24 protein-coding genes and 1 tRNA gene are annotated in these 24,256 nt (G+C 76.7%); 10 read left to right on the top strand and 15 right to left on the bottom strand.

The window, feature by feature from the left end; genetic code table 11:
* Positions 1-634 (top strand): LuxR C-terminal-related transcriptional regulator (locus GJV82_RS10670; protein WP_196217226.1); only part of this gene is annotated, 634 nt, incomplete at its 5' end.
* A gap of 4 nt (positions 635-638) precedes the next feature.
* On the opposite strand, the gene GJV82_RS10665 is transcribed toward GJV82_RS10670, so the two are convergent.
* The 7 genes from GJV82_RS10665 to GJV82_RS10635 form a co-directional block, all read right to left on the bottom strand.
* Positions 639-1,313: a response regulator transcription factor gene (locus tag GJV82_RS10665; protein WP_318657513.1), complete on the bottom strand. Its 675-nt coding sequence runs from the start codon at positions 1,311-1,313 to the stop codon at positions 639-641.
* Positions 1,310-2,707 (bottom strand): sensor histidine kinase, encoded by a 1,398-nt coding sequence (locus tag GJV82_RS10660; RefSeq protein WP_155099192.1) that lies wholly within the window; start codon positions 2,705-2,707, stop codon positions 1,310-1,312. The genes GJV82_RS10665 and GJV82_RS10660 overlap by 4 nt, the downstream gene beginning before the upstream one ends.
* 28 nt (positions 2,708-2,735) lie before the next feature.
* Positions 2,736-3,578, bottom strand: coding sequence for a hypothetical protein (locus GJV82_RS10655; protein WP_196217225.1), 843 nt, complete (start codon positions 3,576-3,578; stop codon positions 2,736-2,738).
* Positions 3,579-4,454 carry a hypothetical protein gene (locus tag GJV82_RS10650; RefSeq protein WP_196217224.1) on the bottom strand — a complete coding sequence of 292 codons (876 nt, stop codon included), beginning with the start codon at positions 4,452-4,454 and terminating at the stop codon, positions 3,579-3,581.
* A complete protein-coding gene (locus GJV82_RS10645) occupies positions 4,451-5,206 on the bottom strand; it encodes an ABC transporter ATP-binding protein (RefSeq protein WP_155099191.1) in 756 nt (251 codons plus the stop codon). Before GJV82_RS10645 ends, GJV82_RS10650 begins: the two co-directional genes overlap by 4 nt.
* A 161-nt stretch (positions 5,207-5,367) precedes the next feature.
* A complete protein-coding gene (locus tag GJV82_RS20080; RefSeq protein ID WP_225873266.1) occupies positions 5,368-5,790 on the bottom strand; it encodes a response regulator transcription factor in 423 nt (140 codons plus the stop codon).
* Positions 5,791-5,846: 56 nt separating this feature from the next.
* Positions 5,847-5,931, bottom strand: a tRNA-Leu gene (locus GJV82_RS10635).
* 195 nt (positions 5,932-6,126) lie between these two features.
* Here GJV82_RS10635 and GJV82_RS10630 point away from each other — a divergent pair.
* Positions 6,127-7,407, top strand: a complete 1,281-nt coding sequence (locus GJV82_RS10630; RefSeq protein WP_318657512.1) for an AI-2E family transporter — start codon at positions 6,127-6,129, stop codon at positions 7,405-7,407.
* Between the two features lie 16 nt (positions 7,408-7,423).
* Here the strand turns inward: GJV82_RS10630 and GJV82_RS10625 are convergent, their stop codons facing one another.
* Positions 7,424-7,726: a DUF1905 domain-containing protein gene (locus tag GJV82_RS10625; protein WP_155099190.1), complete on the bottom strand. Its 303-nt coding sequence runs from the start codon at positions 7,724-7,726 to the stop codon at positions 7,424-7,426.
* Positions 7,727-7,782: 56 nt separating this feature from the next.
* On the bottom strand, positions 7,783-9,123 hold the full coding sequence (locus tag GJV82_RS10620; RefSeq protein WP_318657511.1) for an APC family permease: 1,341 nt from the start codon (positions 9,121-9,123) through the stop codon (positions 7,783-7,785).
* Between the two features lie 108 nt (positions 9,124-9,231).
* Here GJV82_RS10620 and ald point away from each other — a divergent pair, with 108 nt between their 5' ends.
* The 3 genes from ald (at position 9,232) to GJV82_RS10605 (ending at position 13,316) form a co-directional block, all read left to right on the top strand.
* Positions 9,232-10,347 carry an alanine dehydrogenase gene (gene ald / locus GJV82_RS10615; protein ID WP_155099189.1) on the top strand — a complete coding sequence of 372 codons (1,116 nt, stop codon included), beginning with the start codon at positions 9,232-9,234 and terminating at the stop codon, positions 10,345-10,347.
* 71 nt (positions 10,348-10,418) lie between these two features.
* Complete coding sequence (locus tag GJV82_RS10610) at positions 10,419-11,054, top strand: GNAT family N-acetyltransferase (RefSeq protein WP_318657510.1); 636 nt, start codon at positions 10,419-10,421, stop codon at positions 11,052-11,054.
* A gap of 99 nt (positions 11,055-11,153) precedes the next feature.
* On the top strand, positions 11,154-13,316 hold the full coding sequence (locus tag GJV82_RS10605; RefSeq protein WP_404812960.1) for a M3 family metallopeptidase: 2,163 nt from the start codon (positions 11,154-11,156) through the stop codon (positions 13,314-13,316).
* 21 nt (positions 13,317-13,337) lie between these two features.
* Here the strand turns inward: GJV82_RS10605 and GJV82_RS10600 are convergent, their stop codons facing one another.
* Both GJV82_RS10600 and GJV82_RS20760 read right to left on the bottom strand, forming a co-directional pair.
* Positions 13,338-14,045 carry a response regulator gene (locus GJV82_RS10600; protein ID WP_024840163.1) on the bottom strand — a complete coding sequence of 236 codons (708 nt, stop codon included), beginning with the start codon at positions 14,043-14,045 and terminating at the stop codon, positions 13,338-13,340.
* Positions 14,042-15,304 carry a sensor histidine kinase gene (locus GJV82_RS20760; protein ID WP_024840164.1) on the bottom strand — a complete coding sequence of 421 codons (1,263 nt, stop codon included), beginning with the start codon at positions 15,302-15,304 and terminating at the stop codon, positions 14,042-14,044. Before GJV82_RS20760 ends, GJV82_RS10600 begins: the two co-directional genes overlap by 4 nt.
* A 166-nt stretch (positions 15,305-15,470) precedes the next feature.
* Here GJV82_RS20760 and GJV82_RS20070 point away from each other — a divergent pair, with 166 nt between their 5' ends.
* The 3 genes from GJV82_RS20070 to GJV82_RS10580 all read left to right on the top strand — a co-directional run bounded on the left by GJV82_RS20070 (position 15,471) and on the right by GJV82_RS10580 (position 19,561).
* Positions 15,471-16,082, top strand: coding sequence for a hypothetical protein (locus GJV82_RS20070; RefSeq protein ID WP_225873265.1), 612 nt, complete (start codon positions 15,471-15,473; stop codon positions 16,080-16,082).
* A 180-nt stretch (positions 16,083-16,262) separates the two neighbouring features.
* A complete protein-coding gene (locus tag GJV82_RS10585; RefSeq protein ID WP_155099186.1) occupies positions 16,263-18,026 on the top strand; it encodes a multicopper oxidase family protein in 1,764 nt (587 codons plus the stop codon).
* A gap of 155 nt (positions 18,027-18,181) precedes the next feature.
* Positions 18,182-19,561 (top strand): M20/M25/M40 family metallo-hydrolase, encoded by a 1,380-nt coding sequence (locus GJV82_RS10580; protein ID WP_115943675.1) that lies wholly within the window; start codon positions 18,182-18,184, stop codon positions 19,559-19,561.
* 10 nt (positions 19,562-19,571) lie between these two features.
* Here the strand turns inward: GJV82_RS10580 and GJV82_RS10575 are convergent, their stop codons facing one another.
* A complete protein-coding gene (locus tag GJV82_RS10575) occupies positions 19,572-20,399 on the bottom strand; it encodes a fructosamine kinase family protein (RefSeq protein ID WP_318657509.1) in 828 nt (275 codons plus the stop codon).
* 10 nt (positions 20,400-20,409) lie between these two features.
* Entirely contained in the window at positions 20,410-20,643 is a 234-nt protein-coding gene (locus tag GJV82_RS10570) for a DUF5703 family protein (protein WP_024840169.1), read from the bottom strand.
* A gap of 102 nt (positions 20,644-20,745) precedes the next feature.
* Here GJV82_RS10570 and GJV82_RS10565 point away from each other — a divergent pair, with 102 nt between their 5' ends.
* Positions 20,746-21,060, top strand: coding sequence for a hypothetical protein (locus GJV82_RS10565; RefSeq protein ID WP_024840170.1), 315 nt, complete (start codon positions 20,746-20,748; stop codon positions 21,058-21,060).
* Between the two features lie 63 nt (positions 21,061-21,123).
* Here the strand turns inward: GJV82_RS10565 and GJV82_RS10560 are convergent, their stop codons facing one another.
* On the bottom strand, positions 21,124-22,092 hold the full coding sequence (locus GJV82_RS10560) for an aldo/keto reductase (protein WP_024840171.1): 969 nt from the start codon (positions 22,090-22,092) through the stop codon (positions 21,124-21,126).
* A 186-nt stretch (positions 22,093-22,278) separates the two neighbouring features.
* Here GJV82_RS10560 and GJV82_RS10555 point away from each other — a divergent pair, with 186 nt between their 5' ends.
* Complete coding sequence (locus GJV82_RS10555) at positions 22,279-23,154, top strand: undecaprenyl-diphosphate phosphatase (protein ID WP_318657508.1); 876 nt, start codon at positions 22,279-22,281, stop codon at positions 23,152-23,154.
* 16 nt (positions 23,155-23,170) lie between these two features.
* Here GJV82_RS10555 and GJV82_RS10550 read toward each other — a convergent pair whose 3' ends face one another.
* Positions 23,171-24,235, bottom strand: a complete 1,065-nt coding sequence (locus tag GJV82_RS10550; protein WP_061267731.1) for a CorA family divalent cation transporter — start codon at positions 24,233-24,235, stop codon at positions 23,171-23,173.
* Between the last annotated feature and the right edge of the window lie 21 nt (positions 24,236-24,256).

The following is a 24,256-nucleotide window of genomic DNA, read 5'->3' as shown; positions in this document are numbered from 1 at the left end:
GCGGGCGCTCGACGACGAGGCGCGCGCGGCACGGCCCGCGCGCGGGACGCGCGAACGGCTCGGCGGCACGGGAACGGTCGCCGTGTGCACCGCGCGCGAGCTGCTCGCGGCGGGACGGACGGGCGCCGCGGTGCGCGCGGTGTCGGGGCTGGTCGACGCGCCCGACGGCGAGGTCGACCCGCTCGTGCGCGTCGAGGCGGCGCTGGTCGAGGCGTGCGCGCTCGTGCGCCCCGGCGCGCGCCGGCTCGACGCGGCGCTGCGGCGTGCGCTCGACCTCGCCGCCCCGGAGCGGCTCGCCCGGCCGTTCCTCTCGGTCGCGGTGCACACGCTGCGCCCGGCCCTCGTGCGCGCGGTCGCGGCACGCCGTGACGAGCTCGGCGAGCGCCTGCGCGGCATGCTCGACCGGGCCGAGGGCGCGCCCGAGCCGGTCCCGCTCGTCGAGCCGCTCACCGAGCGCGAGCTCGCGATCCTCGTCGTCCTGCCGTCCATGGCGAGCAACGTCGAGATCGCGGAGGACTTCTTCGTGTCGGTGAACACCGTCAAGGCGCACCTGAAGTCCGTCTACCGCAAGCTCGGCGTGAGCTCGCGCCGCGACGCGGTCCGCCGTGGGCGCGAGCTCGGCGTGGTCCCGTGACGGCTCACGACCGCGAGCCGACGAGCCCGCTCTCGTAGGCGACGATCACGGCCTGCACGCGGTCGCGCACGCCGAGCTTGACGAGCAGGTTGCCGACGTGCGTCTTGACGGTCGTCGCGGAGAGCACGAGGCGCTCGGCGATCTCCGCGTTCGACAGGCCCTGGGCGACGCACCGCAGCACGTCGAGCTCGCGCGGCGTGAGCGCGCGCAGCCGCGGGTCGAGGCCGTCGTCGGGCGCGGGGCCGCCGCCCGCCGGCAGGTGCGGCGCGAAGAGGTCGAGCACGCGCCGCAGGACGCGGGGTGCGACGACCGAGCTGCCCGCCGCGACGGTGCGGATCGCCTCGACGAGCTCCTCGGGCCGGGCGCTCTTGAGGAGGAACCCGCTCGCCCCGGCGCGCAGGGCGGCGAACGCGTGCTCGTCGACGTCGAACGTCGTGAGCACGAGCACGCGCGTCGCGGGGTGCTCCGCCACGACGCGGCGCGTGGCCTCGATCCCGTCCGTGCCGGGCATCCGCACGTCCATGACCACCACGTCGGGGAAGAGCGCCGCGACCTGGTCGAGCGCGACGGCACCGTCGGACGCCTCGCCCACCACCTCGAGGTCGGGCTCGGACTCGATGACGAGGCGGAACCCCATCCGCAGCAGCGCCTGGTCGTCCACGAGCAGCACCGTCGTCACGCGCGTCCTCCCTCGTCCCACGGCAGCACGACGTGCACCGTCCAGCCGCCACCGGGCCGCGGGCCCGCCTCGACGCTCCCGCCGAGCAGGGCGGCGCGCTCGCGCATCCCGATGATCCCGCGCCCGGTCCCGCCGCCCGCGCCCGGCCGCGTGCCGCCGTCGTCGGCGACCTCGACCTCGACCGTGCCCGGGCCTCGCCGCACGACGACCTCGGCCGCCGCCGTGCCCGGTGCGTGCCGCAGCACGTTCGTCAGCGCCTCCTGCACGATCCGCACGAGCGCGAGGCGCAGCGACGTGTCGGCCGGGAGCGTGACGTCGAGTCCCGTCGCGGTGAGCGGCACGCCCGCGGCCCGGAACCGCGCGACGACGGCTGCGAGGTCGGTGCCGGTCGGCGCGGGGCGCCCGTCGCCGTCGGAGACGCCGGAGTCGTCGGGGTCGAGCGCGCCGAGCACGCGCTGCATGTCGCCGAGCGCCTCCCGGCCCGTGCGCGACAGCTCGCGCAGGGCCTCGCGCGAGCGCTCGGGGGCGCGGTCGAGCGCGGCGCCCGCGCCGTCGGACAGGGCGACCATGACGGAGACGCTGTGCGCGACGACGTCGTGCATCTCGCGCGCGATGCGGGCGCGCTCGGCGGCGCGCGCGAGGGCGGCGCTCTGGTCGCGCTCGCGCGCCATCGCCCGGTAGCGCTCGGCGAGGTCCTCGGCGTGCAGGCGGCGGGCACGCGCGCCGGAGCCGGTCGCCATGCCGAGCAGCAGCAGCGCGAGCAGGAGCGACGCGCTGGCGGACCGGCGGCCGGGCGAGAACGGCGGCTCGGCGAGGTCGCGCACGGGCGGGCTGCCGTCGGGACGCACGATCGGGTCGCTCCACAGGAGGATCTCGGCGAGGCCGATGTCCTGCCACCACCACAGCGCGGCGGTGACCGCGACGAGCACCGCGGCGCACGTCGCCCAGGCCGTGCGCGGCGCGCGCGTCGCGGCGACCGCGTGGACCGCGCACGCGAGGCACACGCCGAGCACGCCGAGCACCCCCGCCGTGGCGAGCGACGCGACGGCGAGCCCGGTGAGCACCGCGGTGACAAGGAGCGGGCGCGCACGACGCGCGGTGAGGAGGGCGGCGCCCAGGACGGCGCCGACGAGCCACGCCGTGACGACCCGCTCGGGGACGTGGTCCTCCGGCCGGAACATCCCGAGGTTCGTCGTGCCGTCGACCGTGGCGAGCGCGACGACGCCCGTGACGAGCCCGAGCGCCACGACCGCGGCGACGAGCGCCGCGTCGCCGACCCACGGGTGGGTCGCGAGCAGCCGGCCCCGACGGCTCGGCCGGAGCACGTCGGGGGCGGCGGCCTCCTCCCAGGCCGCCCCCGCGCGCGCGGGGACGGCGGCGTGCGGCGAGGGCATGGCCCCACTCTCCCATCCCGGCCGCACGTCAGGTGACGTCGCCGCGTCGCAGCCGGTACGCCGCCGCGGCGAGCAGGGCCGCCGCCCACGCCGCGAGGACGAGGTATCCCGACCACGGGCCGGGGTGGGGCCCGAGGGACCCGGCGGCGAGCGCGTCGAGACGGCCGTCGTCGAGGAGCACGCGGGCCCCGGCGCCCGGCAGGAGCGCGCGCGCCGTGTCCGCGACGCGGCCCGGGTTGGTCGCGAGCAGGTGGTCGAGCACGACGAGCGCGAGCACGCCCGCGACGAGCGCCGCGTCGGGGCGTCGCACGAGCGCGCCGAGACCCAGCCCGACGAGCGCGACGCCGGTCTGGTGGAGCACGAACCCGGCGAGCAGCCGCGCCGTCTCCGGGTCCGTGACGTCGAGCGCGAGCCCGGCCGCCGCGCGCAGCCCGGCCGTCGCCGCGACGGCCGCGCCGAGCGCGATCACCGCGACGACCAGCGCCGCCGCCGCCGTGACGAGCGCCTGGCCGGCGAGGACGGGCAGGCGCCGCGGGACGGCGGCGAAGGTGCTGCGCGCGGTGCCGGAGCGGTACTCGTCGGCGCCGGTCCTCGCCCCGAGGACGAGGAAGCCGAGCTGGGAGAGCACGGCGCCGGCGACGGCGATCGGCGCGCCCGACGCGCCGGGCTCCGGGCGAGCGAACATCCCGAGCCCCCACGCCGTCGCCGCCGCCGCGGCGACGGTCGCGAGAGCGAGCCAGCCGGTCGAGCGCAGGCTCGTCAGCTTGTCGGCCTCGGACGCGACGACCCGGCCGAGGGTGACGCCCCGGGGGCGCGGGTCGCGCGCGGGTCGCGCACGGCGCGCCGTGGCGGTGGCGGGGACGCCGCCCACTCAGACCACGTCCCGCGTGCGCAGCCGGAGCGCCGCCGCCGCGAGGGGCAGCGCGATCCACGCGGCGAGGACGAGGCCTCCGCCCCACGGGCCGAGGTCGGGCGCGCCCTCGACGACGACGTCCGCCGTCAGGAGCGCGCCCGCCCCGCTCGGCAGGAACGCGACGACGGTGTTCACGACCGCCACCGCGGGCGGCACGCCGCCGGTCGCCGGGGCGAGCGGGTCGGTCGAGAGGTCGGTCGCGAGCAGCAGCACGACCGGGAGGACGAGCACGAGCAGGACCGCGGCGGTGAGCGCCGGGACGGACCGGCGCACGAGCGCGCCGATCGCGAGCCCGAGGAGGGCGATGGCCGTGAGCAGGAGCGTCATCCCGACGAGGGTCTGCGGCGTCCCGTCCCTCCCGAGGTCCAGCGCGATGTCGCGCGACCGCGCCGACGGCAGCAGCGCGAGCACCGCGGCCGCGACGGCGGCCACCGCGGTGAGCAGCGCGAACGCGGCCGTGGCGACGGTCTGCGCGACGAGGACCGGCCAGCGCCGCGGCACCGCGACGTACGTCGTGCGGAACGCGCCGGTGCTGAAGTCACCGGTGCCGACGAGGACCCCGAGGACGAGCGGCGGCACCTGGGAGAGGACGACGCCGGACGTGAGCGACCCGAGCGGGTCGAACCCCGGGTCCACCGACGACGCCTGCGCCGAGAGGTGGGTCAGGACGCCCGAGACCACGACCGTGAGGGCCGCCGCCCACCACGACGAGCGCAGGCTCGTCAGGGCGGTCCACTGCGCGGCGACGACGCGGGGGAGCGTCGGGCCCCCGGCGTCCGCGGGTCGGTGAGCGGTCGGGCGGGCGCGGCGCGACGCGGCCGTCGTGGCGGTCATCGGGCACCTCCGACGGCGGTCGTGCCGGCCTCGCCGACGGCGCGGCCCTGGTACTCGACCGCGCCCGCGGTGAGCCGCAGGTACGCGTCCTCGAGCGAGCCGTCGGCGGCGAGCTCGGCGACCGGCGCGTCCGCGAGGAGCCGGCCGCGCCCGATGACGACGACGCGGTCGGCGCACAGCGCGAGCTCGTGCATGAGGTGGGACGAGAGGAGCACGGCGCGGCCCTCGGCCGCCAGGTCGCGCACGAGCCGGCGCACCCACAGCACACCGTCCGGGTCAAGACCGTTGACCGGCTCGTCGAGGACGAGCGTGCCCGGGTCGCCGAGCAGGGCCGCGGCGATCCCGAGGCGCTGACCCATCCCGAGCGAGAACGTCCCCGCGCGGCGGCCCGCGACGCTCTCCAGCCCGGTCATCCCGATGACCTCGTCCACGCGGGCGCGGCCGATCCCGTGCGTGCGGGCGAGCGCCGTCAGGTGCCGGAACGCGGTGCGCCCCGGGTGCACCGAGCGGGCGTCGAGCATGACACCCACCGTGCGCAGGGGCGCGGGCAGGTCGGCGTACCGGCGCCCGTCGACCGTCGCGGTCCCCGAGGTCGGGCGCTCGAGGCCCACGACGACCCGCATCGTCGTCGACTTCCCGGCCCCGTTGGGCCCGAGGAACCCGGTCACGGCGCCCGCTCGCGCGGTGAACGTCAGCCCGTCCACCGCGGTCGTGGGCCCGTAGCGCTTCGTGAGCGCCGCCACCTCGATCATGCGTCCTCCCGTCGTCCGGGGCGCCCGCCGCCCGGGCGCCGCCGTCGTCGACGCTACGGACGCACGCACCGACCCCGGCTCGGGCTCCCGGCCGAGATCGTCGGGCCGGGGACCTCCTCCTCGAGGAGGAGACGCTCCCGCCACGGGCGGACCGCGGCGGCTCAGGAGACGCCGTACGCCGCGTCGTCGTGCGGTGCGGCGGACGCGGTCGCGCGCTCGCGCTCGGTGAGCGCGTCGCGCAGGGCGGCCCGCGTGCTGATGCCGAGCTTGGGGAACACCCGGTAGAGGTGCCCGCCGACGGTGCGCGGGGAGAGGAACAGCCGCGAGCCGATCTGCCGGTTGGTCAGGCCGCTCGCCGCGAGGCGCGCGATCTCGCGCTCTTGCGGGGTGAGGGCGTCCGGGGCGGCGGCGACCCGGCGGACCGTCCGTCCCGTGGACCGCAGGGAGGTCGCCGGCGCCGCTGCTCGCGGCGGCGGTCGTCGTCCTCGGGCTCGGGCTCGCCGCCGCGCGCGCCCGCGGGCCCGTCGACCCCGAGCAGACCGCGCCGACCCCCTGACCTCGGGCGGACCGGGCTCACGACACAACGACGGAGCGGGCCCAGGTTTCCCTGGACCCGCTCCGTCGTCGCTGTCTCAACGAGTGTCCGGAGGGGGACTTGAACCCCCACGCCCGATAAAGGGCACTAGCACCTCAAGCTAGCGCGTCTGCCATTCCGCCACCCGGACGAGTGGACCTTCCCGGCGTTTCCGCCGTTCCGGTGCGGGGAAAAACATAGCACGGTTCGGGCGTGGTCCTCACATCGCGTCCGGCCGCCCCACCACCGCGCGGACCCTCCGGGCCCGGGACGCGCGGCGCCCGGCGCGAGGGGACGACCTGGGGCACACTGGGCGGGTGGTGGCCACGACCGGACGGAGGCACGCGTGACGGAGGACCAGCGCCCGGCGGCAGCGACCGGCACCCCCCGGCCCGGGTCCGGGTCGGACCGCGCGGCGGCGTCGGTCAAGCATCTCGCGGGAGCGTCGAGCGCGGCGCGCAAGGTCGCCGGGGCGCGGCGCAACCCGTCGGTCGTCGGGTACGACGACACGGTCCCGTCGTGGCTGCGGACGGCGGCGGGCTGGTCCTGGCGGCTGCTCCTCATCGTCGCGGCCGTCGCCCTGATCTTCTTCGCGACGGCGCAGGTGCAGCTCGTCTTCGTCGCGGTCTTCCTCGCGCTGGTCATCACCTCGGTCCTGCGCCCGGTCACCGACCTCTACGCGAAGGTCATGCCGCGCGGCCTGGCGACGGCCCTCGCGATCCTCTCGGCCCTGCTGTTCATCGCGGGCCTGCTCACCTACGTCATCACGTCGGTCGCCGGCCAGTGGCAGAGCCTCGCCGACCAGTTCGACCAGGGCATCGAGCAGATCTTCGACTTCCTCGAGAACGGCCCCCTGCCCGTGACGATCACGGCGGACGACGTCAACGAGTGGATCGACAACGGGCGCCAGTGGCTCACGGAGCACGGCGGTGACATCGCGAGCCAGGCCGCCGCGAGCGCGGGGTCGGTGTTCGAGGCGTTCGCCGCGATCGCGCTCGCGATCTTCTGCACGGTGTTCTTCCTCGCGCGCGGCAAGGACATGTGGACGTGGTTCCTCAACCAGCTCCCGGCGCGCTCGCGCGACAGCTGGAAGATCGCGGGCGGCGCTGGCTGGTACACCTTCTCCGGCTACGCGCGCGGCACGGTGATCATCGCGCTCGTCGACGGCATCCTCGCCGGGGTCTTCCTCGCGATCCTCGGCGTGCCGCTCGCGGCGCCGCTCGCGGTGCTCGTCTTCATCGGGGCGTTCATCCCGATCATCGGCGCGCCGCTCGCGATGATCATCGCGGCGATCGTCGCGCTCGCAGCCAAGGGCATCGTCATCGCGCTCGTCGTGACGATCGGGATCGCGCTCATCGGCCAGTTCGAGGGGCACGTGCTCCAGCCGCTCGTCATGGGCAAGCAGGTGTCGCTGCACCCGGTCGTCGTGGCGATCGCCGTGACCGCGGGGACGCTGCTCGCCGGCATCCTCGGCGCCGTCGTCTCCGTCCCCCTCGTCGCGGTCGCGTGGTCGGTGTTCTCCAGGCTGCGGCACAAGGACCCCCCGATGGAGGAGGACGTCCCGACGGCCAAGGAGATCGCCCTGGGCGACGCCGGGCGCACGACGCCGGAGGACGCCCCGGCCTGAGCCCGCGTGCCCCGCGTCAGCGCGGGACGGCGGAGATCTCCGCCGCGAGCCGGACGGACACGTGCACGGTGTCGCCGACGTTCTTGCCCGTGGCGGCGCGCACCGAGCGCAGCAGGGCGAGCAGGTGCGGCCCGTCGTACGCGACGAGCGACGCGCGGTACCGCACGCCGTCCACCTCGGCGACGACGGGGACGCGCCCCCGCGTGCCGAACAGCGCCACGGCGTCGTACGGGAGCGCGACGAACGCTCCCGTCCGCGTCCCGGCGGCGGTCACGACCGCGTCGAACTCCACCGGCCCCGGGTCCGTCCACGTGGGCATGCCGACGACCGTAGCGGACGCGCCCCGGCGCGGGGAACGGTCCTGGGCCGCCGGTCTCAGGCGGTGGGACGGCGCCGCACGAGCGTCACCACGACGGCCGCGACGGCGAGCACCGCGGGCGCGACGAGCGACGCCCCGGCGAGGACGAGCAGCACGGCGGTGAGCGCGGTCGCGACGGCCGCGAGGCGCCGGCCCGCGGTGCGGCGGGGGAGCAGGCGCAGGGCGGCGACCATGCCGAGCGCGTAGACCGCGACCATGCAGCTCGTGTGCACGCGCACGAACGGCTCGAGGTCGAGCCCGGTGGTGACGAGCACGCCGAGGTAGGCCGCGGTGAGCGCGAGCGTCAGGGCGAGCGCGCGGCGCGGCACGCCCGCACGCCCGGAGAGCGCGGCGAGCGGCCGCGGCAGGTCGCCGTCGCGCGCGAGCGCCTGGCCGAGGTTCGCGAACGCCGCGAGGTACGCGGTGAGCACGCCCGACGTGACGACCGCCGCGACCACGCCCACGACCACCGGTCCCGCCGCGGGTGCGCCCGTGCGCGCGAGGTCGAGCAGCGCGACGGTCCCCGTGCCGGCGCCCGTGCCGAGCACGCCGACCGTCGTGACCTGCAGCGCGAGGTAGGCGACCCCCACGACGACGAGCGCGACCGCCGTCGCGGCGGGGATCGTGCGGCGCGGGTCGCGGAAGTCGCCCGAGACGTGAGTGCCCACCTCCCAGCCCGCGAACGCCCACACGAACAGGCTCACGGCGGAGCCGACGCCGGACCAGCCCTCGCTGAGGAACGGCGTGAAGCGCTCGGCGCTCGCGGCCGGCGCCGCGACGGCGACGACCACGACGACCGCCGCCAGCAGGAGCGACGTGAGGCCCAGCTGGACGGCGCCCGCGACGCGCACGCCCAGCCACACGGCGACGGCGGGCACGACGACGAGCGCCACCGCCACGACCGGCACCGCCGCCCGGTCCGCGCCCACGACGGCGACCACGTACTCGGCGCCGAGCACCGCCACGACGGGCGCCCCCACGCACACGCCGAGGTAGAACCAGTAGCCCGTCGCGCGGGCCGCCGTCGGGCCGAGCGCCGTGCGCACCGCGCTCGCGACGCCGCCGCGGTCCGGGTGCCGGGCCGCGAGCGCCGCGAACGTGCCCGCGAGAGGCACGCTCGCGAGGAGGACGAGCGCTACGGCGAGCACGGACGCGGGCCCGGCGACGCGCGTCGCGAGGCCGGGCAGCGCGAGCACGCCCGTGCCGAGCACGCTCGCGACGTAGAGCGCGCTGCCGCGCGCGATCCCGAGCGTGCCGGACGGCGCACGGCCGAGCCCGGGAGCGGGATCGGCGAGGGCGCCGGACGGCGGGGCGGGAGGCGCCGTGCCGGGGGCCGGGGGAGGCGTCGTCGTGTCCACGCTGCCACCCTCGCGACGGCGGCACGGGCGGACGAGTGGCAGGGACGCCACCTGTGCACAAGATCCTGCCACCCTGCGCGGCGCGACGGCCTGCGGCCACACTGGACCATGAGGATCGGCATACCCACCGAGGTCAAGAACCACGAGGACCGCGTCGCGCTCACCCCCGCCGGCGCCCACCACCTCGTGCGCGCCGGGCACGACGTGCTCGTGCAGTCCGGGGCCGGGACCGGCTCCCACCTGTCGGACGCGGAGTTCGAGAGCGCCGGGGCGCGCGTCGTGCCCACCGCCGAGGAGGTCTGGGGCGAGGCCGAGCTCGTGTGCAAGGTCAAGGAGCCGGTCGCGAGCGAGTACGGCTTCCTGCGCGAGGACCTCCTGCTGTTCGCCTACCTCCACCTCGCCGCCGACGAGGCGTGCACGCGCGCGCTGCTCGACGCGGGCACGACGTCGGTCGCCTACGAGACGGCGCAGGCCGCCGACGGCTCGCTCCCGCTGCTCGCGCCCATGAGCGAGGTCGCCGGGCGCATGGCGACGCAGGTCGGCGCGTGGCTCCTGCAGCGCCCCGCGGGCGGGCGCGGCGTCCTGCTCGGCGGCGTCCCGGGCACCCGCCCGGGACGGGTCGTCGTGCTCGGCGGCGGGACCGCCGGCCGCAACGCCGCCGAGATCGCGGTGGGGATGCGCGCCGAGGTCACGGTCGTCGACCTCTCGCTGCCCGTGCTGCGCGCGGTCGACCAGGAGTTCTCCGGGCACGTCCGCACGGTCGTGTCGAGCGCGTACGCGATCGAGCGCGAGGTGCTCGAGGCCGACCTCGTCGTCGGGGCCGTGCTCGTCGCGGGCGCCCGCGCGCCGCGCCTGGTCGGCGACGACCTCGTCGCCCGCATGCGCCCGGGCGCCGTGCTCGTCGACGTCGCCGTCGACCAGGGCGGGTGCTTCGAGGGGTCGCGGCCCACCACGCACGACGACCCGACGTTCGCCGTGCACGGCACGACGTTCTACTGCGTGGCGAACATGCCCGGCGCTGTGCCGGTGACGAGCACGCTCGCGCTCACCAGCGCGACGCTGCCGTACCTCGCGGCGCTCGCGGACGGCGGGGTCGCGGCCGTGAGCGAGGAACCCGTGCTGCGGTCCGGCGCGTCGACCCACCGCGGGACGCTGCTCAACGAGGCGGTCGCGGACGCGCACGACCTGCCGTGGACGCCCGCGCAGGACGCGCTGCGCGGCTGACGGTCGCCCTCTGGCGGGACGTGCCCGCAATCGGGATGACGCGGGGTCGCGGCGCGTGCGAGCCTCGGGGCGTGCTTCCCTTCTCCCTCGACGACGGCCGTGTCCACCTGTCCACCCCCACCCCCGACGACGTCGACGCCATCACCGCGGCGTGCCAGGACCCGCAGGTCGCGGCCTGGACGGTCGTCCCGTCCCCGTACGCGCGCGCGGACGCGGTGCAGTTCGTCGAGGAGTACGTGGCGCCCGGCTGGGAGCGCGGCGACGTGCTCACGTGGGGCGTGCGCGAGAGCGCCGGGCCGTCGGGCATCCCCGGCCCCGAGGGCCCCGGGCGCCTGCTCGGGATGGTCGGACTGAGCGCGGACGACGCGCCCGCGGGGCACCGGTCGGCCGAGATCGGCTACTGGACCGCCCCGGAGGCGCGCGGCCGCGGCCTCATGACGGCGGCGTGCCGGCTCGTCGTGGACTGGGCGTTCGACCCGGAGGGCGGCGGCCTCGCGCGCCTGTTCTGGCAGGCGTACGTGGGGAACTGGCCGTCGCGGCGCACCGCGTGGCGGCTCGGCTTCCGCGTCGAGGGCACGGTGCGCGGCTACGCGCTCCAGCGCGGCGAGCGCCGGGACTCGTGGCTCGGCACGCTCCTGCCGAACGACCCGCGCGAGCCGAACGAGCCGTGGCCCGCCGACGCCCCGTCGCCGGGCCGCGCCGCCTGACGCCCGCCCGGTCGGCCGCGGACGCCCGAGGACGCGCGGCCGGCCGGAGCGTCCGGTGCCCGCGAATCCGTTTCCGTCGTGCGCGGCCGCGGGGTCAAGATGGGGCCCATGACCTCCGAGCCCACGACGCGCACCGACGCGCCCGCGCCCACCCCCGTGCCGGCCGGCGCCGCGACCCTCGCCGACCTCGACCCCGCCAACCCCTTCGCGGCGCCGTCCGCGCTGCCGTACGAGCTGCCCGACTACGACGCGATCCGCGAGGTGCACTACCTCCCGGCGCTGCGCGCGGCGACCGCGGCCCAGCGCGCGGCGGTCGAGGCGATCGCGACGGACGACGCGCCCCCGACCGAGGACAACGTGCTCGCGGCGCTGGAGCGCTCGGGCCGTGACCTGGCGCGCGTGCTCAACGCGTTCTACAACCAGCTCTCGGCGGACGCGACGCCGGGCCTGGAGCAGATCGAGGAGGAGTTCGCCCCGGAGCTCGCGGCGCACCACGACGCGATCTACATGGACGCGCGCCTGTACGCGCGCGCCCGCGCGCTCCAGGACGCCGTGGACGCGGGCGAGCAGACGCTCGAGCCCGACGCCGCGTGGCTGCTGCACACGCTGCTCGTCCGGTTCCGGCGCTCGGGCGTCGAGCTCGACGCCGCGCAGCAGGAGCGCCTGCGCGAGCTCAACGGGCGGCTCACGACGCTGGAGGCCGCGTTCGGCCGCGCGCTGCTCGCGGGCGCGAACGCGGCGAGCGTGCTCGTCACGGACCGTGCCGAGCTCGAAGGGCTGCCCGAGGACGCCGTCGCGGGCGCGGCGGCCGCCGCCGCGGCGCGCGGCCACGAGGGCGCGTGGCTCCTGGAGATGCAGCTGCCCACCCAGCAGGGGGTCCTCGCCGCGCTCGCGCGCCGGGACGTGCGCGAGCGCGTCCAGCAGGCGTCGGAGTCGCGCGGCGCGACCGGCGACGACCACGACACGCGCGAGATCGTGCTGGAGACGGTGCGCCTGCGCGCCGAGCGCGCGCGCCTGCTCGGTTACGAGCACCACGCCGCGTACGTGGCGGAGGACGCGACGGCGAAGACGACGGAGGCCGTGAACGCGATGCTGTCGCGCCTCGCGCCCGCCGCGGTCGCGAACGCGCGCCGGGAGGCTGCGGACCTCGAGGCCGCGCTCCAGGCGGACGAGCCGGGGGCGACGCTGCGGGCGTCCGACTGGTCGTTCTACGCCGAGCGCGTGCGCAAGGACCGCTACGCGCTCGACGACGCGCTCCTGCGGCCGTACCTGGAGCTCGAGCGCGTCGTGCACGACGGCGTGTTCCTCGCCGCGAACCGCCTCTTCGGCATCTCGTTCGCCGAGCGCCACGACCTCGTCGGCTACCACCCGGACGTGCGCGTCTTCGAGGTGTTCGACGCGCAGACGCCGGGCGAGCCCGGCCAGGGCCTCGGGCTGTTCCTCGCCGACTGGTACACGCGCGAGTCCAAGCGCGGCGGGGCGTGGATGAACAACCTCGTCGACCAGAACCACCTGCTCGGGCAGAAGCCGGTCGTGGTGAACAACCTCAACATCGTCAAGCCGCCGGCGGGCCAGCCGACGCTGCTCGTGTGGGACGAGGTCATCACGCTGTTCCACGAGTTCGGGCACGCGCTGCACGGCCTGTTCTCGGACGTGCGGTACCCGTCGCAGTCCGGCACCGAGGTGCCGCGCGACTTCGTCGAGTACCCGTCGCAGGTCAACGAGATGTGGGCGTGGGAGCCGTCGGTCCTGCGCTCGTACGCGGTGCACCACGTCACGGGCGAGCCGATGCCCGCCGAGTGGGTCGACACGATGCTCGCCTCGCGCCAGTTCAACGAGGGCTTCGGCACCACGGAGTACCTCGCCGCGGCGCTGCTCGACCAGGCGTGGCACCAGGTCGGCCCGGACCAGGTGCCGTCGTCTGCGGACGACGTCGTGCCGTTCGAGGCCGCCGCGCTCGACGCCGCGGGCGTCGCGTTCGCGCCCGTGCCGCCGCGCTACCGCACCACCTACTACAACCACGTGTTCGGCGGCGGGTACTCGGCCGGGTACTACTCGTACATCTGGTCGGAGGTGCTCGACGCCGACACGGTCGAGTGGTACCGCGAGAACGGCGGGCTGTCGCGCGAGAACGGCGAGCGCTTCCGCCGCGTGCTGCTCGCCCGGGGCGGCTCGCAGGACCCGCTGGCCTCGTTCCGGGAGCTGCGCGGCCGCGACGCCGACATCGGGCCCCTCCTCGCGCGCCGCGGGCTCGACGCCTGACGCGGTCCCGGCGCCCCGGACCTACCCGGGCGGGGCGCCCGGGCGGACCAGGCCGGTCTCGTACGCCACGACGACGAGACCGGCCCGGTCGCGCACCCCGAGCTTGGCGAGGACGCGGCCCACGTGCGTGCGCGCCGTCGCGGGGCTCATGAACAGCGCCGCGCCGATCTCGTCGTTCGTCAGGCCACGGCCGACGTGCGCGAGCACCTCGCGCTCGCGCTCCGTGAGCCGCTCGGCGACCGCGCGGGCGAGGTCCTCGTCGCGGCGCGTCGCGTCCACCGCCTGCGCGACGACGCGCGACGTCACCGCGGGGGAGAGCAGCGCGTCGCCCGCGGCCGCGGTCCGCACCGCCGCGCGCAGCTCGTCCGGGCTCGCGTCCTTGAGCAGGAAGCCGGACGCCCCGGCGCGCAGCGCCGCGAAGAGGTTCGCGTCGTCGTCGAACGTCGTGAGCACGACGACGCGCGGCCCCTCCGCGGGGTCCCCGGGCGGCGTGCCCGGGCCGGGGCGCGCGGCGCCGTCGACCACCTGCCGCGTCGCCTCGACGCCGTCGAGCACCGGCATCTGCAGGTCCATGAGCACGACGTCGGGCCGGACGCGCCGCACGAGCGCGACCCCCTCGCGCCCGTCGGCGGCCTCCCCGACGACCTCGACGTCGTCGGCGCGCTCCAGCAGCGCCCGGATCCCCGTCCGCACGAGCGGCTGGTCGTCGACCAGCACGACCCGGATCACGGCGCGCCCCCGTCGCCGCTGCGCCGGACCGCGCCCGCCGACCCCTCCGGGACGGGCACGCGGGCGCGCAGCCGGAACCCGCCGCCGTCGGGCACGTCGGTCGTCACGGTCCCGCCCAGCACCGCGACGCGCTCGCGCAGCCCCCGCAGCCCGAACCCGTCGCCCGGCGGACCCGCGGCGGCGCGGCCGTCGTCGCGCACCTCGACCGCGAGCGCGTCGCCCGGCGGGTCGAGCGCGACGCGCACGCGCGCCGAGGACGCGCTCGCGTGGCGCAGCACGTTGGTCAGCCCCTCCTGCACGACCCGGTACACCGCCGCACCCGCGGCGCTGCCGTCCGCGGTCCCGGCCGGGAGGTCGACGTCGAGGGTCACGTCGAGCCCGGCCGCGCGGGCCGTGCGCGCGAGGTCGTCGAGCCGGTCGATGCGGGCCTGGTCCGCGACGCCCGCCGGGGCGCCGGCGCCGCGCAGAGCGCGCACCGTGGCGCGCAGGTCCGTGAGCGCGGCCGTGGTCGAGGCCCGCACCTGGTCGAGCTCGGCACGCGCGGTCGCGAGCGCCACGTCGTCGCGCGTGCTCACGGCGTCGTCGAGCGCCTCGCGCGCCACGTTCGCGTGCAGGGACACGACCGCGAGGTGGTGCCCGACGACGTCGTGCAGGTCGCGCGCGACGGCCTCGCGGTCGCGCGCGAGCCGGTCGGCGGCCTCGAGCTCGAGCGTCTGCTCGCGCAGCGCGTCCGCGTGCCGCCGCTGCTCGTCGCGCTGGCGCCGCGCGAACGCGCCGTGCCCGAGCGCGATCGCGGCCGCCATGAGCGCGACGGTCGTCGCGAGCTCGTACCCGAGGACGTACCCCGCGTCGTCGCCCTCGGCGAGCCGGAAGTACGTCGACGCGACGACGAGCGCGGCCGCGACCCCGACGGACCACCAGAGGCGGCCGGCGACGGCCGCCGAGTAGAGCGCGACCGAGACCGGCAGCGCGAGCCCGATGGGCGGCAGGTCGAGCGTGTAGTACGCGCAGATGACGAGCGCTGTCGCGACGAGCACGCCGACGGGGAACCGGCGCCGCCCGAGGACGAGGAGCCCGAGCACGACCGCGATCGGGTAGGCGAGCCACGGGTCGGTGCGGCCACCACCCACGTCGGCGGCGATCGCGAACGCGACGACGTCGAGCACCGCGAAGCCGAGCAGCGCGTCGATCAGCCACGGCGGCGGCGCGGGGCGCGGCGCGCCCGCGGGCGGCGTCGGCGGCAGCTCGGAGGTCGTCACGCCTCCCGAGTCTAGGAACGGGCCTGCGGTCGCGCGTCCGTCCGGAGGCGGCACGACCTCGGGGTCGCGTACGTCCAGACGCGTACCTGAGCCGCGCGCGACGGCGCAGACGGTCGGGCACCGGGCCGGACGCGGCCGTGCGGCCCCGCTCCCTAGCGTCGTGGACATGACCACGAACCCCGTCCCGCCGGACCCGTCCGACCGTCCCGTCCCGCCCGCGTCCCCGTCCGGCGCGCCCGACCCGACCGGTGCGCCGTACCCGACCGGCGCCCCGTACCCGACCGGTGGGCCGCACCCGCCCGACGCCGCGCGCTCGCACGCCGGGGCTCCCGCACCGACCGGCGGACCTGTCCGGCCGGGACCGCCCCCGCCCTCGCCGCGCCTCGCGGACGTCGTCCGCTCGCTCAGCTGGCCGCTCGTCCTCGGGCTCGGGGCGCTCGCGCTCGTGCGCCCGCTCCTGAGCGTCACGGGCGTCGACGACGCGATCGGGCGGCCCGCCGCGCCGCTCCTCGTCACGCTCGTGCTCACCGTGGTCTGGGTCGCCGCGATCGTCGCCGCGCGCCCGGCCCACCCGGTCGCGACGGGCGTCGCCGTCGGCCTGACCTACGCCGTGCTCGCGCTCGTCATCAGCGCCGTGCTGTCGCCGATCCTCACGGGCGAGCTCCAGGGACCCGTCGCCCGGCCCGTGGCGATCCTGCCGATGCTGCTCACCAACGCCGTGTGGGGCGCGCTCGCGGGCCTCGTGGCGCACGGCCTCCTCGCCGCGCGCCGCCGCTGAGCCTGGGAGCACCCCGAGGCGCGGCACGCCGCGCTCAGGGTCCGGTCCGGGCCTGGGTACGCGCCCGCGCGGACGCGCCCGGCCCCTCCCCGTCCCTAGCGTCGACGACGCCCCGCGCACCCGGGGGCGCCGCCGACCACCCGCCCGCCGACCGCCGTCGTCCACCTGGAGCACATGCCGATGACCGCCCCGTCCACCACCCCGTACCCCGTCACGCCGCCCGCCGGCGGAGAGCCGCCGACCCCGCCGGCCGGTCGGTCCCGTCGTCGCCGCAGCCCGGTCGTCCGTGTGCTCGTCGTGCTCGGGGTCGTCGCCGCGCTGTTCGTCGGCACGGTCGTCACCGTCGTCGCGGTCGCGTGGGCGCGCGCGTCGACCAGCACCGTCGGCGCGGTGGAGTTCACGCGGCCGCTCGCCGTCCCGCCGCTCGCCGAGTCGCGCGTCGAGGACGGCGTGCGCGTGTTCGAGCTCGAGGCGCGTGAGGGCGTGGCCGACCTCGGCGCGTCCGCGCCGACCCCCACCCTCGGGCTGAACGGCGACCACCTGGGCCCCACGCTGCGCGCCGCGCGCGGGGAGCGGGTCCGCGTCGACGTGACGAACGCGCTCGACGAGACCACGACGCTCCACTGGCACGGCATGCACCTGCCGCCCGCGATGGACGGCGGGCCGCACCAGATGGTCGAGCCGGGAGAGACGTGGTCGCCCACGTGGACGATCGACCAGCCCGCCGCGACGCTCTGGTACCACCCGCACCTGCACGGGCAGACCGCGAGCCAGGTGTACCGGGGTCTCGCCGGCATGTTCCTCCTCGACGACCCGGCCGCCGCCGACGGGCCGGCCGGCGACCTGCCGCACGAGTACGGCGTCGACGACGTCCCGCTGATCCTGCAGGACAAGAGCTTCCGGCCCGACGGCCGGCTCGAGGACTCGCCGAGCTTCCTCTCGCCCGTGGGGACGCTCGGCGACACCGTCCTCGTCAACGGCACGCCCGGTCCGTACCTCGACGTCACGACGCAGCGCGTGCGGCTGCGGCTGCTCAACGGGTCCGACTCGCGCGTGTACGACGTCGGGCTCGCCGACGGCTCTTCGGTCCAGCTCGTCGGCACCGACGGCGGGCTCCTGCCCGCCCCGCGCACGGTCGAGAGCGTGCGCCTGTCGCCCGGCGACCGCGCCGAGGTCGTCGTCACCATGACCCCCGGGCAACGCGCCGTCCTGCGCAGCTTCCCGCCCGACCTGGGCGTCAACCCGCTGTTCGAGCGGTTCTCGGGCGGCGACGACACGTTCGACCTGCTCGAGCTGCGGGCGGCGGACGAGCTCGCGCCCAGTCCCGCCGTGCCGGACGCCCTCGGTACCGACCCCGCGGACGTCCTCGACGAGGGCGACGCCGTGCGCACGCGCACGTTCCAGCTCTCCGGCCGGTCCATCAACGGGCGCACGATGGACATGGCGCGCGTCGACGAGGTCGTCACGACGGGCGAGACCGAGGTCTGGGAGGTCACCGGCCTCGACGACACGCCGCACAGCTTCCACGTGCACGACGTCCAGTTCCGCGTCCTCGACGTCGCGGGCCGCCCGCCGGGCCCCGACCTCGCGGGGTGGCAGGACACCGTGTACGTCGAGCCCGGCCACGTCACGCGCCTCCTCGTGCGGTTCGACGCCGCCGAGGGCACGACCGACCCGACGACGCCCTACATGTTCCACTGCCACCTCCTCACCCACGAGGACCAGGGCATGATGGGCCAGCTCGTCGTCGTCGCCCCGGGGGAGCAGGCCCCCGACCGCATCGAGGTGCCCGACGGCGTCGCGCACGACGACGGCGCGCCGGGTGACGGTCGCGACGGGCACGGCGGAGGGGACGGCCACCGCGGAGGGGACGGCCACGACGACGCCGCGCCGGGCGACGGCACCGGCCCCCGCCGCGTCGACCTCGACGACCACGGCCACTGACCGGCCGAGCATGCGGTTGCCGCCCGATCCGGGTGCCGGACGAGCGACAACCGCATGCTCGGCCGGTGCGGGCGATGACGCCGCGGCGCGTCCGGGATGCGGGCACGGGGCCGGGGCGGTCGGCCGGGACGACGGCGGCGGGTACGGTGTCGCTCATGACCGTTCCGCACCCGGACCCCCTGGCCAGCGCCGCCCGCACCCCGGCGACCGTCGACGCCCCCGGCCCGGTGCCGCGCGCGGAGGACGAGGTGGCGCGGATCTGCCAGGACCTGCTGCGGATCGACACGTCCAACTTCGGCGACGGGTCCGGACCGGGGGAGCGCGCCGCGGCGGAGCACGTCATGGGCCTGCTCCACGAGGTCGGGCTCGAGCCGGAGCTGTTCGAGTCGGCGCCGGGGCGCGCGAGCGTCGTCGTGCGGCTCGAGGGCGCCGACCCGAGCCGGCCGGCCCTCGTGCTGCACGGGCACCTCGACGTCGTGCCCGCGCAGGCGTCGGACTGGTCCGTCGACCCGTTCGCGGGCGAGGAGATCGACGGCCTGCTGTGGGGCCGCGGCGCCGTCGACATGAAGGACATGGACGCGATGATCCTGGCGGTCGTGCGCCAGATGGCGCGCGAGGGACGCAAGCCCGCGCGCGACGTCGTCGTGGCCTTCTTCGCCGACGAGGAGGCGGGCGGCGTCTACGGGGCGCGCCACGCCGTCGACCACCGCCCCGAGCTGTTCGAGGGCGCGACCGAGGCGATCAGCGAGGTCGGCGGGTTCTCCGTCGAGGTCGGCGGGCGCCGCGCCTACCTCCTGCAGACGGCCGAGAAGGGCATCGCGTGGCTGCGCCTCGTCGCCGAGGGCCGCGCCGGCCACGGCTCGCAGGTCAACGAGGACAACGCGGTGACGCGCCTCGCCGAGGCGGTCGCGCGCATCGGCGCCCACCACTGGCCGAACACCCTCACCCCCACGGTCGACCGGCTCCTGCGGGGCGTGGCCGACCTCACGGGGCTCCGCTACGACCCGCAGGACCCGACCTCGGTCGAGGCGCTCGTCGCGGCGCTCGGCCCCGCGTCGCGGTTCGTCGGCGCGACGGTGCGGCACACCTCGAACCCGACCCAGCTCTCCGCGGGCTACAAGGCGAACGTCATCCCGGGCCGCGCCGAGGCGGCGATCGACGCCCGCCTCCTGCCCGGCCACGAGGACGAGGGCTTCGCGACGCTGCGGGCGCTCGCGGGCGAGCACGTGCGGGTCGAGGAGATCCACCGCGACATCGCGCTCGAGGTGCCGTTCGAGGGCGACCTCGTCGACGCGATGGTCGACTCGCTCCTCGCGGAGGACCCCGAGGCGACGGTGCTGCCGTACACGCTCTCCGGCGGCACGGACAACAAGTCGCTCGCGCGGCTCGGCATCACCGGGTACGGGTTCGCGCCGCTGCGCCTGCCCGGGGACCTCGACTTCTCCGGCATGTTCCACGGGGTCGACGAGCGCGTGCCCGTCGACTCGCTCCGGTTCGGGGTGCGCGTGCTGGACCGGCTCCTGCGCACCTGCTGACCGCGCGGCGTCAGGCCTCGCCGAGCAGCGTCCGGACCGACGAGCGCAGCTGCGCCCGGTACCCGCCGCCGAACAGCACGGCGTGCACCGCGACCGGGTAGACCTGGTGCAGCACGACGCGGTGGCGCCACCCCCGTGCGAGCGGGTGCACCTCCTGGTACCCGGCGAGCACGTCGTCGAGGAACGGGGCGCCGAAGAGCGCGAGCATCGCGAGGTCGGCCTCGCGGTGCCCGCCGTGCGCCGCGGGGTCGACGAGCACCGCCTCGACGCGCGGGCCGTCGTCGGTGGCGTCGCGCGCGGACCACAGCACGTTGCCCGACCACAGGTCGCCGTGCAGTCGCGCCGGCACGTCGTCGAGCGCGGGCCGCGCGAGGTCCGCGAGGCGTTCGCCGAGCCGTTCGAGCAGGCGGGCGTCCTCGGCGTCGAGCGCGCCGCGGTCACGACCCTGCCGCGCGACGGGCAGCAGCCGCGCCTGGGCGTAGAACGACGGCCAGTCCGGCCACGCGCCCGTCGGCATCGGCAGCGGGTCGTCGAGAGGACCGAAGAACGCGTCGCCCGTCCAGCCGGGCGGCGCCGCGCCCCAGGCCGGGGCGCCGGCGTCGTGCACGACGGCGAGCGACCGGCCGAACGCGCGGGCCGCCTCGGCCGTGGGTGCGGCGGGCGCCACGCGCTCCAGGGCGAGGTGCGTCGCCGCGACGCCGCGGACCTCGACCACGCGCGGGCCCCCGGGCACGCGCAGCCACCCGAGACCCGCGGCCTCGCAGCGGAAGAAGCCCGGGGGCGCGTCGGCGCGCGCCTTGGTGAAGACGCCCGGCCCTGGGTCGTCCCGGTCGGTCACCGGCCCGGGCTCACAGGGTCGAGCTGACGCGGATGATCTTGCGCCGCAGCCAGACGCGGCGCTCGCCCCCGACGTAGAGCCGCGTGCGGGCGAGCTCCCAGCGCCCGTACTCGGCCTCGTCGGTCAGCAGCCTGCGCGCGTCCGACCGGCTCGTGGAGCGGTCGATCGTCAGGACGCGGTACTCGTACTGCCCGCCGTTCGTGGCCCAACCGGACCGCCGGCGTGACGTCGGCCTCTCCTCCACGCGCCACCGTCCTCTCTCGCCTGTCCTGGTCGTCGGCCGGGCGGGGGGAACGAGCCCGGCTAACGAGTGCCATTGTGCCCCTTCCGGCGCTACCGTCAGGGTATGACCGCTGACCCGCGTGCCGCGCTCGACCGGTTCATCGCCGCGCTCGAGGCCCACTACAACGCCGTCGCCGCACGCCGCGGGGAGGACGACCCCGCCGTCGACGACGCCTACTACGTGCTCGCGGACGCGTTCGAGGTCTACGACGAGGCGCTCGGACAGGTCCACGGGGAGGCGACGCCGTTCTACCTCGCGGAGGAGGACGACGAGGACGACGACGAGGAGGACGAGGACGCGCTCGACGACGACCTCGACGACGCGCTCGACGACGACGACGTCCTCACCGGCGAGCTGGAGACCGACGGCGCGCGCTGACTCCCCGCACCGCCCGGGCGGTCCTGCCCGCCGTGCCGCACCCGGCCCGGTCGCGGGCGGCGGTCACCACCGCTCGGGGTAGCCCACCTCGACGGCGCTCACGTCGTCGAGCGCCGCACGCACCGCGTCCGGGAGCACGAGGTCCGTCGCGGCGAGCGACGTCCGCAGCTGCGCCGGGGTGCGCGCCCCGACGATCGCGCTCGCGACGGCGGGACGCCCGAGCAGCCACGACAGCGCGACGTCGAGCGGCGCCCGGCCGAGGCCGTCGGCCGCGGTGACGACCGCCTCGACGACCCCCGACGACGCCTGGTCCAGGTACGGCTCGACGAACGCCGCCAGGTGCGGCGACGCGCCGCGCGAGTCCGCGGGCAGGGAACGGCGGTACTTGCCCGTGAGCACGCCCCGGCCGAGCGGGGACCACGCGAGCAGGCCGAGCCCGAGCGCCTCCGCCGCCGGGACGACCTCGCGCTCGGCGCCGCGCTGGAGCAGCGAGTACTCGAGCTCGACGGCGGCGAGGCCCACGTCGTCGGTGCCGCCGAGCAGGGTCGCGGCGCGTGCCGTCGACCACGCGGGGTGGTTGGACAGGCCCACGTAGCGCGCGCGACCGGAGGTCACCGCGTGGCGCAGCGCGGAGAGCGTCTCGGTGAACGGCGTGCTCGGGTCGGGGGCGTGCACGAGGAACAGGTCCACGTGGTCGGTCCCGAGCCGCGCGAGCGAGTCGTCGAGCGAGTCGAGCAGCGCGCCGCGCGACGCGTCGACGACCGGGCCCTGCGCGGTGTGGCGCACGCCCGCCTTGGTGCACAGGAGCACGTCGCGCCGGTCGACCTTCGTCCCGAGGAGGGAGCCGAGGAGCGACTCGGCGTCGCCGTCGGCGTACGACGCGGCGGTGTCGACGAGGGTCCCGCCGGCGTCGACGAAGTCGCGGAGCTGCTCGGCGGCGTCGAGCTCGTCCGTGTCCCGCGCCCACGTCATGGTGCCGAGCCCGAGCTCGGACACGCGCAGGCCGGTGCTGCCGAGGTGGCGGTTCTCCATGGGAGCCGAGGGTACCGGCGCGGCCTCGCGGGGCGACCGGGGCGCGCGGCGCGGGGCCGGGACCCGGCGAGGTTCACCCGCCGGGCGACCGCCACGCGGCGCCGCCCGCGCCGCCGCCCCGGACGCCGCCCGACCCGCCCGGCGAGGTCCGGGGCCGCGGGACCCGAGCGGGTATCGTGACCGCTCGTGAACGCGTGGGAAGCCGTCCTGCTCGGCCTCGTCCAGGGCCTGACCGAGTTCCTCCCGATCTCCTCGAGCGCCCACCTGCGCATCGTGGGGGAGCTCATCGGCTCGCAGGACCCGGGGGCGGCCTTCACGGCGATCACCCAGATCGGGACCGAGACCGCGGTGCTGCTGTACTTCCGCCGCGACATCGCGCGGATCTGCGCCGCCTGGTGGCGGTCGCTGGGCGGCGAGCACGGCGCGCACTGGCGCGACCGGCTCGGGCGCCACGACCACGACGCCGCGATGGCCTGGTTCATCGCGCTCGGTTCCGTCCCGATCGTCGTGCTCGGACTGCTGTTCCAGGACGCGATCGAGAACACGTTCCGCAACCTCTACCTCACCGCCCTCATGCTCGCGGTGTTCGCGCTCCTGCTCGGCTGGGCCGACCGGGTCGGCGCCAAGCGGCGCTCGCTGCGCGAGCTCTCGCCGGGGCAGGCGGTCGCGTTCGGCTTCGCGCAGGCGCTCGCGCTCGTCCCCGGCGTCTCGCGCTCGGGCGGCACGATCACCGCCGGCCTGCTCATGGGCTTCACGCGCGAGGCGGCGGCGCGCTACTCGTTCCTCCTCGCGATCCCGGCCGTCATGGGCTCGGGCTTCTACCAGCTCTTCAAGTCCGCGGACGAGCCGGCACCCGGGGCCCCCGGCGCCGGGGCGACCCTCATCGCGACGCTCGTCGCGTTCGTCGTCGGGTACTTCGTCATCATCGCGTTCCTCAAGATCGTCTCGACCTTCAGCTACACGCCGTTCGTGGTCTACCGCCTCGTGCTCGCGGCGCTCGTCGTGCTGCTCCTGCTCGTGGGCGTGCTGGAGCCGGGCGGGACGGCCGTCTCGACGCCGTGACCCTCTCGGGCCGCGGTCAGAGCCAGCCGACGCGCTTGAAGACGCGGTAGAGCACGACGCAGCCGCCCGCCATGAGGGCGAGCGCGAAGGGGTAGCCGAACGCCCAGTGCAGCTCCGGCATGTTGCGGAAGTTCATCCCGTACACGCCCGCGACGATCGTCGGGTACACGAGGATCGCCGCCCACGCCGAGATCTTGCGCATGTCCTCGTTCTGCCGCACCGAGACCTGGGTCATGTGGACCTGGAGCATGTCCGAGAGCAGGTCGTCGTGCGCGTCGAGGTGCCGGTCGATCCGTTCGACCGTCGTCACGACGCGCTCGAGCATGCGCCGGTTCACCCCGAGGTGGTCGGGGACGTCCGGGTCGAGCAGCTCGGGCAGCTCCGCCGTGACGGGCATCAGGGCGCGCCGCGCCTCGGTGATCTCGCGCTTGAGGTCGTAGATGCGCTCGACCGGGTCCTCGCGCTGCTGGTCGAACACCACGCGCTCGGTGTCGGCGACGGCGTCGCCCAGGCCCAGCTCGACCTGCGAGGCGCCGCCGACGATGGCGAGGACCGCGGCGGAGACGATCCGCTGGACGGGCGAGCCGTGGGGGTCGCCGGGCGCGGCGACCTTGTCGAGCATGATCGCGTGCACGTCCGCGTCGCCCTCCTCGGCGGTGAGGACGAGGCCCGGGCCGAGCAGCGCGGCGAACTGGCCCGTGTGCACCTGGCGGTCCGACTCGGTGAACCATGCCGTCGGGGTCACCAGGAGGAGCCAGTCCGCCGCGACGCGGCGCACGTGCGCCAAGGGGTGGCGGTTGTGCCGCGCGAGGTCCTGCCGCGTCGGGCCCACCCCGGTCGTGACCTGGGCCGCGGCGTCGAGCACGGCGTCGAGGTCCTCCAGACGCGCCCAGGTCACCGTGGCGCGGGCGGCGTGCCGGTCGCCAGGAGTGTCCAGGGTGCCGGGATCGGCCGGGTGCACGCCGTCGGCGCCGGGCTCGACCGTCCACGCCGCGACGGCGCGCACGGTCGGTCGTCGGGGCGCGGGGGCGGGCGCGCCGTCGGGCGGGGTGCCCGTCCGCGGCTCGGTGGGGTTCGTCACGTCCGCATTGTCCCGCGCCCC

The organism is Cellulosimicrobium composti (assembly GCF_009711085.1).
GTDB classification, from domain to species: Bacteria; Actinomycetota; Actinomycetes; order Actinomycetales; family Cellulomonadaceae; genus Cellulosimicrobium; species Cellulosimicrobium composti.
This window is presented reverse-complemented; position numbering and strand designations above follow the sequence as displayed.